Raw genomic sequence first — 15,348 nt, 5'->3', positions numbered from 1 at the left:
CATAAGAGATGTTTAAGATGATGGAAAATGTATTTAAGAATCTTGCTTCAAAGCCTGCAACCAGAATGTATCCTTTTGAAAAAAGAGAACCATTCAAGGATTCCAGAGGTCAGATTGAGGGTATTGAAATAGATAAATGTATTTTCTGCGGTATTTGCCAGAGAAAATGTCCGGCTAATGCCATAGTGGTAAATAAAGCGGAGAAGTCCTGGGAAATTAACCAGTTCAAGTGCGTAATATGTAACGCTTGTGTTGAAGCTTGTCCAAAGAAATGTATTGTTGCAAGCGCAGAGCATAAAACAGCAGCAACAAAAAAGGAAAATTATAAAGCCGTTCAGCCTCCAAAGGAAGTTGAAAGCGATAACAGTAAAGTTACAGCTTAGGTATAATAATAAGTGAATTTATATATACTACTTAAAATTCAGAGGAAGATAAGGCTTTCTCTGAATTTTAGTGTATGTGGATATTATTATGTGATAAAACATATATTGAGTCACGGAGGTTGTGGATGTGCATGAATACGCAGTAACTCAGTCGATGCTAAAGCTTGTTTTGGATGAAGCCAAGAGGGTTGAGGCCTCAAAAGTACTGGAAATACGCCTTGTAATAGGAGATTTGTCAACTATAGTTGATGACTCGGTACAAATGTATTTTGACATTATGAGCGAAGGCACCATTGCCCATGGTGCAAAGCTTGTTTTCAGACGTGTGAAAGCTGAATTTAAGTGCAGAGAATGTGGTGAGGTATTTATAAAGCCCGCAACAGGTTTTGACTGCCCCAAATGCGGGGGACTTGGTATGCCCACAGATGTAGGTCGGGAGTTTTATATAGAAAGTCTTGAAATTGAATAACAAAAACACATTCTTTCAGCATTTTCATATTATAAAGTATAATATGCTGCCGGAGTGGGTCTTGATTTATGCTGAGAGGAAGCTTCATGTTGGTTTTGGGCATAGTAGATATAATTGGTACAGTGGCTTTTGCTGTATCTGGAGTTCTTGTAGGAATCAGGAACAGGCTTGATTTATTCGGTATATATGTTCTGGCTATGGCAACGGCCTCCGGCGGTGGAATTATACGGGATATTGTTATTGGAAGAGAGGTACCTGTTTTCTTTGTACAATGGAGGTATTTCGCTGCCATAACAGTAACAATGATTGTTACTTGCCTGCTGTATACTATGGTTAACAGGGTTATGTCCTTTATAGTGCTGGCCGACGCAATAGGGCTGGGGGTTTTCACCATAACTGCTACATATAAGGCTATGGAGTATGGGCTGCCTCTTCTTGGCATTGTTTTTGCAGGAGTTATAACCGGGGTCGGAGGAGGCATACTAAGAGATATAATGGTTAATGAGATTCCTTTGATATTCAGAAGTGAAATATATGCAATACCATCTATTATAGGCTCTCTCTTGTTTTACTTCATGGATGGACGGATTAGCCTTAGTATAAACATATATCTGTGCGTAGGAGTAGTATTTGCCATTAGAATGATATCAGTAAAGCTTAGACTGCATCTGCCGGTTATAAGCAGGAAGGATACAGGCAAACCAACCGGAGGAAACAATCGGCGAAACTTTAGAATGTAAATCTTGGATAAAACATATTGGAGGTACTTATGGAAATAAAAGTTATGAAAAACATAATGCATGCCAATGACAGGCTTGCAGAGGAAAACAGGAGTTATTTTAGAAGTAAGGGAATAAAGGCTGTTAATATAATGGCTTCACCGGGTTCAGGAAAGACCAGTACCATTATAAAGCTTATAGAAGCTTTTGGTGACAGAGCAAATGTTGCTGTAGTTGAAGGTGATATTGCCTCTTCAATTGATGCAGAAAAAATAGACAAGCTGGGTAATCCTGTTATTCAGATAAATACCGGCGGAGGATGCCACCTAGACGCAAACATGATAAGGACTGCTGCTGAGAGTCTTCAACTAAAGGATGGGACAATCCTTTTTATAGAAAATGTAGGAAATCTTGTATGCCCTTCTTCCTTTGACCTTGGTGAAGGTATAAAAATGGTTATTGCCAGTGTTCCTGAGGGACATGATAAGCCTTATAAATACACTTCAATGTTTGAACTTGCTGATATTGTTGTACTTAACAAGACAGATTTAATGCCTTATATCGACTTTGATAAAGACAGCTTTTACAAAGGCGTTAAGGCATTAAATGAAAATGCAAAAATTATTGAAGTATCATGTAAAACAGGTGAAGGAGTAAGTGAACTTGCAGCTTGGATGCTTAATGTGCAAGTATCTCAAAACCCGTCCCTGTAACAGCAATAGTATATTCCCACTGGGCAGATAAAGAACCGTCTTTTGTAGTTACAGTCCAGTTGTCTCTTCCAATCTGGACTCTATAACGGCCTTCGTTTATCATAGGTTCTATTGTAAATACCATTCCCGGAAGTATGAGGAATCCCATGTCCTTCCTCTTAAAATGATCGACATGTGGGTCCTCATGGAAATACAGCCCAACACCATGACCGCCTAAATCACGGACAACACTATAACCGTGATTATTGGCAAAAGGCTCAATGGCTCTTCCTATATCATTTATTGATGCAAAGGGTTTAACCTGCTGTGTTCCTATATCAAGACACTCTTTTGTCACTTCTACAAGCTTTTTTGCATTTGGTGAAACATCACCTATCATATACATTCTGCTTGCATCTGAAAAATATCCGTCCAAAATGGTAGAAACATCAATATTGACTATATCTCCCGATTTGAGTACGGTTTTTTCATCAGGTATTCCGTGGCATACGACATCGTTTATAGAAGTACATACGCTTTTGGGAAAACCGTTGTAATTCAGTGGTGCAGGGATTGCATTGTGTGCAACTGTATATTCGTATACAATTTTATCTACTTCTGCTGTTGTAATGCCGGGTTTAACTTCTTTCTCCAATAAATCAAGTATTTGAGTAGTAATCTCACCGCTTTTGCGTATACCTTCAATCTGTTGGGGAGTTTTTAGTAAGGACTTATGGGGTATTATATAGCCCATGTTCTTAAATTTTTCCAGTTTTTGTGCGATATCATTGATACTCACTAAATACACTTCCTTAATTATGTTTTTAAGTCTTCTATTTAATTATAACAAATATAAACAATATTTATTTCATTTCCAGTAAAGCTATTGTGATATCATCCATAATGTCGTGTATACTGCTTTTTGAAAAGGACAAAGCCTTGTCTACGAGCTGTGATATTATACTTGAGGGGTTTAAGCCTTTCCTTAAAAAATGCTCAACGATTCTATCCTCACCAAACTGCTCATTGGAGCTGTTTTTAATCTCAATTATTCCATCAGTGTAGAATAATAGTCTGTCCTTTGGACTAAGTTTTTGTGTTGCTTCAGTATATTCGGGCTTATCCACCCAGTTACTGATGGGTATGCCTCTGGCTCTCAGCAGCTTGAAGTCATCTCCCGAAAATAAAATAGGTGAGACGTTTAGCCCTGCATTTGAGTATGAGAAACTATAATCCGTAATATTTACTATTCCATAAAATACGGATATATAAAGTTCATCATCAAAACCATTCTTATTGAACTCTTGATAGAGCTGGGTAAGCACCTTTGCCGGTGACAGTGAGGATTTGTCTATAGCAGCACGTAAAAACATTGTTAGCATGGATGCTGCAACGCCGTGTCCGGATACATCAGCTATATAAATACCTACGTGTTCCTCGTCAATTTCAAATATGTCAAGGAAATCCCCTCCAATCATTTCGCAGGGTTTGTAAATATAACTGAAACTTATATTTTCTCCAACGGACTGCTGTTTGGGCAGAAGACTGCATTGCAGTTTTCTTGCCATGGAGAGATCCTCCTTAAGCTGTTCGTTTTGCTTTTCAAGCTCCTTACTTAAAGCTTTGAGTTCGGTTATATCATGGAGTACCTCAATAATAGCTTCCACGTTGTTTGATTGGAAACTTTTTAAAGGTGAGCTTGTCACCGAAAAAACACGCCCGTTTATTGTTTCTTCCTTTGAATTAGGAAGATTTTTACCTCTAAGGCTTGATATACAATTGGGACAAGGGGAGGAACGGCCAAGAACCTCAAAGCATTTTCTGCCAACAACGTCATAGCCCAGACCATCACGCATAGGCTTATTGACAAATAAAACTCTGCCGTCTTTGCCGATGACTCTGACCCAATCCTGCATTCCGTCTATTATATCTTCTATGAAATTAGTTTCCGAAGACGCAAATTCTTTAACAATTTTATTTGACAATAAGTATCAACCTTTCGTATATCGCTGAAAACATACTTTTTTTATATTTACATATATTTTAACATAGTTTATTAAGAACGTACTATTTAATCTTATTCTTGTCAATACTACTTACATAAATCATAATAGAAGGGATTAGATGGTGATAGCTGTATGAATCTAGGCAGCCTGATTAAAAATTTAAAATATATTGACTCTAATAATGCAACTGCAATTTTATCTTTCTCAGATGCTCTGTACCAGACATTGACAAACTGTAAAACAGAAGGCTACCGTGAGATTGTTATTATATGTATAGGGACAGACAGGTCAACGGGAGACAGTCTTGGGCCAATTATCGGATATAAGCTCAGAGGAATGAACTATAATAATGTATATGTTTATGGTGACTTGGAAAGTCCGGTTCATGCAAAGAATCTTCAGGAAACTATTGAAAAAATATATAAAAACTATGAAAAACCTTTTCTGATTGCTGTTGATGCGTCACTGGGAAGGACAGAGCATGTTGGTTTTATTTCCGTAGGGAAGGGCTCTATAAGACCCGGTTCTGCACTGAACAAGGATTTGGAGCCTGTGGGGCACATGCATATTACCGGTATTGTTAATGCCGGAGGATTTATGGAATTTATGATTCTGCAGAATACCCGACTTGGTACAGTGATGAAAATAGCGGATATTGTTGCAACAGGGCTGAAATACGTTATGTGGAAGGTTTCTAGGGAAAATACCCTTTCAGAAAAAGGCTCTGTAAAAGTAGAAGAGGCATAGATAATTTATTTTTTTCTGATTCAGACTTTTTAAAAGTTTATACTTATAATAGTATATAAGAACAAGACAGCTGTATAACCATTCTTATATATGTTATTTAAGGACTTTTAAGGAGGATTTTTATGAGTAACAGGCATAGAGGTACCATGATTGCAGGAGTGGTACTGATAATATTAGGTGTACTATTCCTACTTAGTAATTTTGGTTTATTTGAGATTTATTTTGATATTTTTGATATAGGTTTTCTTTTTGCACATTTCTGGCCTATGTTCCTTATAATTCCCGGAGTGATTTTCCATTATGCGTACTTTACAGCCAAGGCACCGGATGCAGGCTTGTTGGTACCGGGGGGAATCTTACTTGTAACAGGTCTTACTTGCCAGATTTCAATGCTCTTTGACTTGTGGTCTTTTATGTGGCCGGGTTTTATACTTGCAGTTGCAGTAGGACTCTTTGAACTTTACCTTTTTGGTACGAGAGAAAAAGGACTTTTGATTCCTGTATTTATTCTTGGAGGACTGTCACTTATTTTCTTTACCTTCTCTCTGGGAAGTTCATGGGTACTCAGAACCTATCTTGTACCGATTATACTCATAGTGGGCGGTATTTTAATAGTAACCCGAAATCGAAGAATTTAAGTGCCGTTTGCTCATTAAATGCATATACTGTATTAGTTATTAAGAAGATTCTTGGGAGTTGCCCTTAAGAATCTTTTTAAAATTAAATACATAAATACTGCTTGGCAATATTAAGAGCAGGGGGACAGAGGTGTGCTTTTATGAGTAGCGGTGATAATATCAAAGTAAGGCTTGAAAAATTTAAATCCTATATGTATAATGAGATACAATATTTGATTTCCAAAAATACGGAGGCTCCACAAACAAAGGATTTTGTGGATACCCAGAAGTATAAACCGACTAAACACCAAAGAGCTCATAAAATTGAAAGAAATTTTAAAAAAAGGTGTTATGCGAGATAAAATTTGGGAATATATATTGTAGTAATTACAATACGATGAGCCGGAATTTCTTTTTAGGCTCGGATTAAATTAGGAGGGTAACTATGGATAAATACGTTTGTACAGTATGCGGTTATGTTTATGACCCTGAAGAAGGGGACCCTGATAGCGGAATTGCACCGGGAACAGCTTTTGAAGATATACCAGATGAGTGGGTTTGTCCACTTTGCGGAGTAGGCAAGGACATGTTTGAAAAACAATAAAGCATATTTACAATAAAAAACGTAAGCACAAGAGAAACGGTTTTCCCTATAGTCAGAGGAAGGCCGTTTTTATTCGTTGACAGAAAATTTAAATATCAAGATGGGGGATGGAAAAATGTATAAGGGCAAGCCGATAATCGGAATCACTGCTGCATTTGATTATGACAAGAATATCAGTACTTTAAAGGACGACTATTATGAGGCAATTATTCAATGCGGCGGATTACCCGTTATAATCCCTGTAACTGAAGAAAAAAGTGCGTGGGTTGAATATCTTGATATATGCAGCGGATTTATACTCTCAGGAGGCCCGGATATAGATGCTGCATATTTTGGTAAAGGAAACATGCCATACGCAAACGAAATTTCTCCAATACGAGACAGCATGGAGATTTTTATCACACAACAGGCCCTTGCTATGGATAAACCTATTCTTGGTATTTGCAGAGGCTGTCAGATAATGAATATTGCAGCGGGTGGAGGTATTTATCAGGACATATACGTTGAGTGCAGCGATGGAGGCACATTGTTAAAACACAGTCAGCAGGCTCCAAGGTGGTTTCAGATACATGAGGTCAGTATCCGTAAACCATCCTGCCTATACAATATTTTTGGAGAGGATAGCCTCAAGGTTAATTCCTTTCATCATCAGGCTGTGAGTGAAATTGCTCCGGGATTTACGGTAAATGCCCGTTCTCAGGATGGTATTATTGAAGCCATAAGCAATGAAAACAAGAAATTTGTTTTAAGCGTCCAGTGGCACCCGGAGAATTTGTGGAAAAAGAACAGAACACATTTAAAGTTATTTGAAAGGCTTGTTTCAGTATGTTAAAATAGTCCGAAGAACACTTTGGAGATTTTTTAAACACGGAAGCGGAGGAAAAGGATGCTTGGGACTATAAAAGTTAAGCTTGAAGATCTCCTTGGAGATTTTTATAATCCTGCAATGACTTTAATTAAAACTGTAGTTGTGCTTATCATTGCATTTGCCTTAGTCAAAGTAGGCAGGGCAGTAATAAAGAAGCTTTTCGATAAACAAAAGAAATTGAAGTTTAAGATTGATGATAAAAGAATTGATACTATATCAACACTGACTATAAGTATATTCAAATACACTGTATATATAGGGGCGTTGCTCACAATACTATCAGGGATACTTGACCTCAAGGCAATACTTGCTGCGGCAGGTGTAGGAGGTGTTGCTTTGGGATTCGGGGCTCAGAGTCTTGTGAAGGATACAATTTCAGGATTCTTTATACTTCTTGAGGATCAATATGCAGTGGGCGATATGGTAACTATTGAAGGTCTTACGGGTACCGTTGAACATATGGAGCTTAGAGTTACAAGACTGAAAAATTTTACAGGGGATTTGTATATTATTCCTAACGGCGAAATAAGAAAGGTTATAAACCATACCAGAGATAACAAACTGGTTATTGTAGATATACCAATAGCTTATTCGAGCAATATGGCAAAGGTTAATGAGATTGCTAAAAAGGTATGTGATGAGGTTAAAGAGAAATTTGACAAGTTTACAGAAGACCCGTCAATACTTGGGATAACCAGTCTTGGTGAACAAAGTATGAATCTGAGGATTACTGCACGGACACTTCCAAATGAACAGTGGGAGATTGAACGGCATATACGTCTTAAAATAAAGGAAGAGTTTGAGAAAAACGGGCTTGAGTTTTTTGACAGAACACGACTCATAAGGCCGGAATGAAAGGAATAATGGATTATGCCTGATAAATTTTCAATTGGTGATATAGTTGAAATGAAAAAACAGCATCCCTGTGGCAGCAAGGAATGGGAGATAATTCGTACCGGGGCTGATTTCAGAATAAAATGTGTCGGCTGTGCTCACCAAGTGATGCTTGCAAGAACTAAATTTGAAAAAAGCGTAAAGAAGATTATCAAAACCCCGGTATCGGAAGAAGGGAATGTATAGGAAATCCATGTCATGGAAACACTTAGTAATATTATGAAAGACATGGAGGCTGAAATGGCAGATACTAACAAGGTGCAACCATCACAAACATTTGAGACCATCATAAAAGACTACCTGCATCAGGGAAAAGAAAAACTTGAAAAAGATTTGGCAGGTACAAGAGAAGCTATAAAGCTCATTGCCCGTGATAAAACCAGAAATTTTATGCGGACAATGGACATGGGACTTAATGAAGAAGAAAGAGATTGCTTACATTCACTGATAGTAACAAGTATGTATCAATCTTTTTGTTACGGTTACGGTATCGGTAAAATTGAAGGTGAAACAAAACAAAAGGTATGTCTTTAATCCTTATGGGATAGAGGCCGTTAAAAGCAATATGAGAGTTGCTTTTAACGGCTGTTTTATTTTTTAAGCATTAATAATTTTGCATATATATGGAAATACTAAATGAATATTATTGGTTTTAAAGACTGGAAGCAGGTGTTTATTATGTCAAAGGCAATTGATTTATCAAAATCAGTATACGATATTTGCAAGGAATATCCTGAAATGATAGGTATTCTGAAAGAAATGGGATTTGAGAATATTTCCGCGCCGGGTATGCTGAATACGGCAGGGCGTATAATGACAATACCTAAAGGAGCTGCTATGAAGGGTATAGAGCTGCAAAAACTAAAAGAAATACTTGCAGCAAAGGGCTTTAGCATTAAAGAATGAAAGGTTGGTATTTATGAGCGAAGTAATCAATAACAGAGAATACAGGCAAAAAATTTTAAAAGAGCTTATTTCAGAATTGCATAGTGGTAAAAGTGTAGATGAAGTCAAAGAGCGGTTTGCAAAGCTCATAGAAGGAGTATCTCCTACTGAAATATCTGAAATGGAGCATTCCCTTATGATGGACGGAATGCCTGTGGAAGAGGTGCAAAGACTTTGCGATGTCCATGCGGCAGTTTTCAAGGACTCAATCGAGGAAATTCACAGACCCCAAAAGCCGGAGGATGTGCCGGGACACCCTGTTCACACTTTTAAACTGGAAAATAAGAAAATTGAAAGCCTGATTGACAAAATCAGAGCAGATATTGAAAAATTCCGAAGTCAGGATACACATGAGAATATACAGAATCTCAGAAATGACTTTGAAAAACTTTGGGAAATTGATAAGCACTATTTAAGAAAAGAGAATCTTTTGTTCCCTTTTATGGAGAAGTACCAAATCACAGCACCTCCAAAGGTAATGTGGGGAGTTGATGATGAAATACGGGATGCGATAAAGGTCGTAAGGGCAATTTTATCGGACTACAGCAATGTAAACAAGGAACAGCTGGCAGACAAGGCAGAAGAGACGGCAGTAAGAGTAAAAGAGATGATTTTCAAGGAAGAGAATATACTTTTTCCTATGGTTATGGAGACCCTGTCTGAAGACGAATGGTTTATTATTGAAGAGGGCAGCAGTGAAATCGGGTACAGCCTTTTGGAGAATGCTGTTAAATGGAAACCCGTTAAAATAAGCGTGGAAAAAAAGGTGGAAAGTGCAGGCGAAGAGCCTTCAAATAACGGTTATATTAAGTTTGATGCCGGTATTATGTCCCCAAACGAAATTAATGCAATACTGAATACACTTCCATTGGATATGACTTTTGTAGACAAGGATGGTATTGTTAAATATTTTACACAGGGGAAGGAAAGAATATTTGCCAGAACAAAGGCTATTATAGGCAGGGAAGTGAAAAACTGTCATCCTCCTGCAAGTGTTCATATTGTAGAGAAAATTGTAGAGGATTTAAGCTCCGGTAAAAAGGATAACGAAGATTTCTGGATAAAGATGGGAGATAAGTTTGTGTATATAAGGTATTTTGCAGTCAGAAATGCTAAAGGTGAATATCTGGGTACTATTGAGGTTACACAGGATATTAAACCAATACAGGACATTACCGGGGAGAAGAGACTGGCATCCTCCACATAATAAAAAGCTGAAAATTAATTTTTCAGCTTTTTGGTATGTACGCGAGTATAATTCGTATCAATGGAAGCTTGGAAGCAATCATTGATACAATTATGTACAGGTTAACACCTCTTTTTGTAGTATTAATCGCCTAAGCCTTCGAATTGCATATTATAATATTTTGCATATAAGCCGTCCTGAGATAGCAGGGTATCATGGGAACCTCTTTCCTGAATGCCGTTTTGGTCTATAACTATTATTTCATCGGCATTCCGGATAGTACTGAGTCTGTGAGCTATTACTATTGTTGTACGGTTCTTTGCCAGATGTTCCAGTGAAGTCTGTATATGTCGTTCACTTTCGTTATCCAGCGCAGAAGTGGCTTCGTCCAGAATAAGTATGGGCGGATTCTTTAAAAATACTCTGGCAATGGCTATTCTCTGCTTCTGTCCACCTGAAAGTCGTGTACCACGTTCACCTACATAGGTGTCATAACCGTCTTCAAGGCTCATGACAAATTCATGTATATTGGCATTCTGAGCAGCCTGAACTATTTCTTCATAGGATGCCTCCGGTTTTCCATATGCAATGTTTTCACGAATGCTTCCTGCAAATAAGTATACATCCTGCTGAACAATCCCGATACAATTCCTAAGGGACTTGAGGGTAACATCCCGAATATCTTTTCCGTCTATAGTAATTTGTCCCTGAGTAACATCATAAAATCTTGGAAGGAGTGAACATATAGTAGTTTTCCCTCCTCCGGAAGGCCCTACAAAGGCTACGGTTTTTCCCGCCTCGATGGATATGTTTACATTATCCAGTACCTCTGAATCCTTCTCATATCTGAAGGAAACGTTATTGTAGCTGATATCCCCACGTGGGTTCACTAAAGGCTTTGCACCCTTTCTGTCAACTATTTCAGGCTTTGTCTCCACTACATCAAGAAAACGTCTGAAGCCTGAGAAACCTTTTTGAAAGGCTTCGGTAAAGTTTATTAGGACATCCAGAGGATTGAGGAAAATACCTATATACAGTGCATAAATAGCAAGGTCTGCAGCCCTTAAAGTACCTTTGGCTATAAAGAATCCACCACTGACAAGGACTACAGTGTAAAGCAGCCCCTGAAAGAAGGAATTTCCTGCGTGAAAACTTCCCATTATAAGATAGCTGTCTTTTTTGGAATCCAGAAATTTCAGATTACTTTCACCAAATTTATCTTTTTCGATTTCTTCATTTGCAAAGGACTGTACAACCCTGATTCCCGAAAGACTGTCCTGCAAACGTGAATTTACGGTTGCAATCTTTTTTCTATTATCAAAGAATACAGAACGCATTTTACGATTTTTGTAAAGGCTGAAAACACACATTATTATAGTAATAAAAAACAAAATCATTGTCATAGGGACATTAATCATTGCCAGCAGTATAAATGAGCCTATTATCTTTATGGCAGATATAAAAAAGTTTTCGGGACCGTGATGGGCCAGCTCAGTTATATCAAATAAATCAGATATGAGCTTTGACATCATTTCTCCCGTATTGTTTTTATCATAGTATGAAAAAGACAGCTTTTGATAGTGGTCAAATAATTCTTGCCTCATATCGCTTTCCATACGGGCTCCCATTATATGCCCCCAAGAGGTTATGAAATACTGGCAATAATACCTGACTATATACATTGCGATTAATCCTGTTCCGATAATCCACAGTGAGCGCAGTATCTGAGCAGAGTTGCCTGTGAATACACCTTTTGTCAGCAGATTCAATATCTGCGGAAAAGCAAGGTCTATAGAAGAGGCAATAAGTGCGCATAGCATATCTATAAAGAACAGTTTTTTATATGGCTTGTAAAACCTGATAAATTTTTTAAAAGTTTTCATATGACCTCCCTTTAAATATCTTATGTTCTTTTATTTTAATTTATATGATGTATTTTACCACAACGATGGGCTAATATGGGCAAAAAATGATGTAGTATTCTCCTTTTACTGCATATACTGCATAAAAATCCATGATAATGATTATATTAAACCTTGATAAAGGGATAAAAAGGAGAAAATACCGATGAATAAGAGATTATTGCCTTTAATATTGGCTTTTGTTCTGATTATAGTTGGGGTAGCAGGCTGTAAAAAGAAGGAACTGTCACCTAAGATTCCTTCACAAGGTACTGCCTCAAAAACATCAAAGTCATCTTTGGCGAAATCAACAGCTATCAACATTTTTGTTAATAATCCAGAATATGTTGATGCAATTAATGAGTACCTTAAAGAATATAAAAAGAACAAACCAAACTTAAAAGTAAACTTAAAAACGGTTCAGTCGGATTATTCTCAAATGCTTAAAACTAAGATTAAGTCAGGTGAAATGCCTGATGTGTTTACAACTGCTGCAGGCAGTGAAATTAAGGAATATGCAAAATACTCCTATGACCTGACAGGTCAACCCCTTGCAAAAGCTATGACAGATGAGGCAAGAATGAATATGTCCTATAAAGGAAAGGTTTATGGCTTTCCTGTCAAGGAAAATGTGTACGGCTTGGTATACAACAAGGATTTATTTGATAAGAACAAAATACCTGTACCCAAAACATTAGTGGAGCTTGAAGCTGCCGCTCAGAAGCTGAAATCTGTGGGTATACAGCCTTTTTCAACCGGATATAAGGAGGTGTGGGTATTCAGGCATGTTTTCATGCATTTTATGGATGCTTCGATGCCTGATGATGTTGAAGGGCTTGCAAAGAATTTAACTTCGGGAAAAGATAAATTCGAAACATATCCCCTTATCAATGATAACTTCTTTAGATTTATTGATTTAACGGTTAAGTATGGAGACATAAAACCTCTTGAAACAGACCTTTCGGCAGAGTTGACTGATTTTGCCATGGGTAAGGCAGCTATGATTATAGGACAGGGTTCATGGGCTGAAGCTGACATTTTGAAGATAAATCCAAAAATGAAGCTTGGAATTACAGGGTACCCCGTAGATGATAAAACCTCAAATGCATTTATTGTGGCAGGAACTGAGCAAGCTACCCGAATATATAAGGATTCACCCGTATTGTCAGAGGTTTTGGATTTGTATAACTGGCTTTTTACTTCTGACTACGGCAAAAAGTGGTTTTCTAAAATTGCAAAGGTAATGCCACCCATAAACGGTGCAGATGTGACAAAAATACAGATTGCAAAGGAGTTTGAGACTTATAAGAAGGACAATAAGGTGGGAGATATGTATATTAACTATGTAAAAGACGATTTTCATCAGAAGTTTGGAGAGATAATACAGGGGTATATTGCCAAAACATATACAAAGGAACAGGCAGTTAAGGAAATCGAAGGCACTTTTAAGAAAACAGGCAAAGAAAAATAGTACTCATAATAACATTCTTTTAATCATATTATGTAAGTGAAACAATAAATATGAAAGAAGGAATAATGTTATGTCGACCGTTATAGTGGATATTCCAAGCACGACATTTGTGTCTTCTGCACAGCCGGCTATTAACTTCTCGGTATATCCTACCATTTATTCAGGTACGGACGTACAGTATCAGAACTGTATAAGTTTGATGCAAACTACATTACCGTCATTGCCCGTTAATTTTGTGGACAGTGCTGTGCTTCAACTGGCGGTTATTGCAAAAAGTGGTGCCAATCCAAGTCCCGTTGTGGTAAATACAGTAATGGAACCTTTTAATAAAACTACAGTGTCCTATAATACACGGCCGGCCTATACACCTACGCAATCACAGGTTAATGTTACCACAAACGACCTTTATAAAACAGTTGAGATAGACATAACAACTTTGGTAAACAGCTGGCTCAGTGGAACTGTTGCCAATAATGGCTTGGCCTTAACTAATTCTGACGGGACCACTATTGTTCAGTTTGGAACAGATAATATCTCATGGGAGCCATACTTTCCAAAACTAATCCTTACATATACAGGAACCCCGTCAGAAAATTCAGCAACAAACTTCTGTTATTCACAGTTAGCACACATAATACAGCAGATTATAATGTTTTATCCTACCAACACGGTAGTTGTTTATACAAAAGGATTAACTGCTTCATCTATATCCGGTACGCCTTATCAGTTATATGCTTCCCCCGGTGCAAATAACGGAGCACTGTTTATAGTTATGGATAACGGGCAAGAGCAAACTATTCCCCTTAACTCTATTACAGCAATATACACGGGGGATGGTACGGTATACAATCCGGCGTTTACGTATCTGCCGGTACCTACTTTCACCCCGGGCTATGATACAAATCTTATATTGGCATATTATGACTATTTAAGCAGTAAAACTGACGTTGGAATATATACAGGGTCGAATGTACATGCCACAGGGACAATATATAAAAATCAATATGGAATAGTAGTACTGTCTGATGGAAGTGGGAATACTCCTGTCTTTATACCTGTTTTACCAATAACTGCGATTATTCCCACAGCAAATCTGGCGAAGGCAGAAAGCAGTAAAAGTCAGGTTTCCGTTAGGGTAGAAAATGAAATAGAAAAGGAAGGTAACCCGAAATAAACCAAAAACCCGGCCTTAGGGCCGGGTTCTGACTATTTTATTGAAGATTTTCTCCATTATGGGCAACCCCTTAACGGATAAATAAGCAGCGGCTATTCCCAGAACCAAGCCTACAGCTACATCGGAAGGGTAATGAACATAGAGATAAAGCCTTGAAAAAGCTATCGTAGCTGCTAAAAGTAAGGCCAATATCCCCACCTTTTTATTTCTCAAAAAAAGCACAACAGAGGCTGCAAAAGAGGACATTGTGTGCCCCGAAGGAAAAGAATAATCCTTTGGGGAAGACACCAGCAAATGTATGTCTGTATTAACCCAACAGGGTCTTGCTCTAGCAATAACAGGTTTCAAGGTAAGGTTACCTATAATCAGGCATATTGCCAATGCACCTATAAGCATAAGGCCCGTTGTTCTGTATTTTTTTGAAATTAAAAGTAAAACAGTAATTACAATCCAAAACAAAGCGTTGTTGCCGAGAAAAGTAATTACCTGCATAAATTTATCCATAAAAGTTGAGTGCATATTATTTTGAATAAAGTTCAGGATAAATGTATCCAGATGCTGTATGGCAGAAATCATTTTATCACCTCATCAGAACCTATTTTAACATATCGGAGTACGAAAAACACTTTTTTGCACAGTATATAAATAAGCCAGTTATACCTTAACTTGTAA

The 15,348-nt window shown here is 37.6% G+C and carries 19 protein-coding genes; 15 read left to right on the top strand and 4 right to left on the bottom strand.

All coding sequences use genetic code 11. From position 1 onward, the window contains the following. Window positions 1–8 precede the first annotated feature (8 nt). The 4 genes from P0092_RS21250 (at window position 9) to hypB (ending at window position 2,284) form a co-directional block, all read left to right on the top strand. Complete coding sequence (locus P0092_RS21250) at window positions 9–383, top strand: 4Fe-4S dicluster domain-containing protein (RefSeq protein ID WP_004618282.1); 375 nt, start codon at window positions 9–11, stop codon at window positions 381–383. A gap of 127 nt (window positions 384–510) precedes the next feature. Beyond that, window positions 511–852 carry a hydrogenase maturation nickel metallochaperone HypA gene (gene hypA / locus P0092_RS21245; protein ID WP_004618283.1) on the top strand — a complete coding sequence of 114 codons (342 nt, stop codon included), beginning with the start codon at window positions 511–513 and terminating at the stop codon, window positions 850–852. A gap of 86 nt (window positions 853–938) precedes the next feature. Next, window positions 939–1,592, top strand: coding sequence for a trimeric intracellular cation channel family protein (locus P0092_RS21240; protein WP_004618284.1), 654 nt, complete (start codon window positions 939–941; stop codon window positions 1,590–1,592). A 29-nt stretch (window positions 1,593–1,621) separates the two neighbouring features. Then, entirely contained in the window at window positions 1,622–2,284 is a 663-nt protein-coding gene (gene hypB, locus P0092_RS21235) for a hydrogenase nickel incorporation protein HypB (protein WP_004618285.1), read from the top strand. On the opposite strand, the gene map is transcribed toward hypB, so the two are convergent. Both map and P0092_RS21225 read right to left on the bottom strand, forming a co-directional pair. Beyond that, window positions 2,250–3,062: a type I methionyl aminopeptidase gene (gene map / locus P0092_RS21230; protein WP_004618286.1), complete on the bottom strand. Its 813-nt coding sequence runs from the start codon at window positions 3,060–3,062 to the stop codon at window positions 2,250–2,252. The two genes, hypB and map, sit on opposite strands and share 35 nt — an antisense overlap. Window positions 3,063–3,126: 64 nt before the next feature. Next, a complete protein-coding gene (locus P0092_RS21225; RefSeq protein WP_004618287.1) occupies window positions 3,127–4,248 on the bottom strand; it encodes a SpoIIE family protein phosphatase in 1,122 nt (373 codons plus the stop codon). A 153-nt stretch (window positions 4,249–4,401) separates the two neighbouring features. Here P0092_RS21225 and yyaC point away from each other — a divergent pair, with 153 nt between their 5' ends. The 9 genes from yyaC to P0092_RS21180 all read left to right on the top strand — a co-directional run bounded on the left by yyaC (window position 4,402) and on the right by P0092_RS21180 (window position 10,151). After that, window positions 4,402–5,016 (top strand): spore protease YyaC, encoded by a 615-nt coding sequence (gene yyaC / locus P0092_RS21220; protein ID WP_004618288.1) that lies wholly within the window; start codon window positions 4,402–4,404, stop codon window positions 5,014–5,016. 122 nt (window positions 5,017–5,138) lie between these two features. Beyond that, window positions 5,139–5,654, top strand: a complete 516-nt coding sequence (locus P0092_RS21215) for a LiaF transmembrane domain-containing protein (protein ID WP_004618289.1) — start codon at window positions 5,139–5,141, stop codon at window positions 5,652–5,654. 424 nt (window positions 5,655–6,078) lie between these two features. After that, window positions 6,079–6,237 (top strand): rubredoxin, encoded by a 159-nt coding sequence (rd, locus tag P0092_RS21210; protein WP_004618291.1) that lies wholly within the window; start codon window positions 6,079–6,081, stop codon window positions 6,235–6,237. A 115-nt stretch (window positions 6,238–6,352) separates the two neighbouring features. Then, complete coding sequence (locus P0092_RS21205) at window positions 6,353–7,069, top strand: gamma-glutamyl-gamma-aminobutyrate hydrolase family protein (protein ID WP_004618292.1); 717 nt, start codon at window positions 6,353–6,355, stop codon at window positions 7,067–7,069. A gap of 54 nt (window positions 7,070–7,123) precedes the next feature. Further along, window positions 7,124–7,960 carry a mechanosensitive ion channel family protein gene (locus P0092_RS21200; protein WP_004618293.1) on the top strand — a complete coding sequence of 279 codons (837 nt, stop codon included), beginning with the start codon at window positions 7,124–7,126 and terminating at the stop codon, window positions 7,958–7,960. 15 nt (window positions 7,961–7,975) lie between these two features. Beyond that, window positions 7,976–8,185: a DUF951 domain-containing protein gene (locus tag P0092_RS21195; protein ID WP_004618294.1), complete on the top strand. Its 210-nt coding sequence runs from the start codon at window positions 7,976–7,978 to the stop codon at window positions 8,183–8,185. 12 nt (window positions 8,186–8,197) lie between these two features. Beyond that, a complete protein-coding gene (locus P0092_RS21190) occupies window positions 8,198–8,533 on the top strand; it encodes a hypothetical protein (RefSeq protein ID WP_004618295.1) in 336 nt (111 codons plus the stop codon). A 144-nt stretch (window positions 8,534–8,677) separates the two neighbouring features. Beyond that, on the top strand, window positions 8,678–8,905 hold the full coding sequence (locus P0092_RS21185; protein WP_004618296.1) for a DUF1858 domain-containing protein: 228 nt from the start codon (window positions 8,678–8,680) through the stop codon (window positions 8,903–8,905). A 13-nt stretch (window positions 8,906–8,918) separates the two neighbouring features. Next, complete coding sequence (locus tag P0092_RS21180) at window positions 8,919–10,151, top strand: DUF438 domain-containing protein (RefSeq protein WP_004618297.1); 1,233 nt, start codon at window positions 8,919–8,921, stop codon at window positions 10,149–10,151. Window positions 10,152–10,273: 122 nt separating this feature from the next. Here the strand turns inward: P0092_RS21180 and P0092_RS21175 are convergent, their stop codons facing one another. After that, a complete protein-coding gene (locus tag P0092_RS21175; RefSeq protein ID WP_004618298.1) occupies window positions 10,274–12,013 on the bottom strand; it encodes an ABC transporter ATP-binding protein in 1,740 nt (579 codons plus the stop codon). A gap of 184 nt (window positions 12,014–12,197) precedes the next feature. On the opposite strand from P0092_RS21175, the gene P0092_RS21170 reads away from it, so the two are divergent. Then, entirely contained in the window at window positions 12,198–13,502 is a 1,305-nt protein-coding gene (locus P0092_RS21170; RefSeq protein WP_004618299.1) for an ABC transporter substrate-binding protein, read from the top strand. A 70-nt stretch (window positions 13,503–13,572) separates the two neighbouring features. Beyond that, entirely contained in the window at window positions 13,573–14,676 is a 1,104-nt protein-coding gene (locus P0092_RS21165) for a DNRLRE domain-containing protein (protein ID WP_004618300.1), read from the top strand. Window positions 14,677–14,691: 15 nt separating this feature from the next. On the opposite strand, the gene P0092_RS21160 is transcribed toward P0092_RS21165, so the two are convergent. Next, a complete protein-coding gene (locus P0092_RS21160) occupies window positions 14,692–15,252 on the bottom strand; it encodes a phosphatase PAP2 family protein (protein WP_004618301.1) in 561 nt (186 codons plus the stop codon). Window positions 15,253–15,348 lie beyond the last annotated feature (96 nt).

It is taken from the genome of Ruminiclostridium papyrosolvens DSM 2782, from assembly GCF_029318685.1.
Taxonomy (GTDB): domain Bacteria; phylum Bacillota; class Clostridia; order Acetivibrionales; family DSM-1351; genus Ruminiclostridium; species Ruminiclostridium papyrosolvens.
The sequence above is the reverse complement of the archived record's forward strand: the minus strand, read 5'-3'. Positions and strand labels throughout refer to the sequence as shown.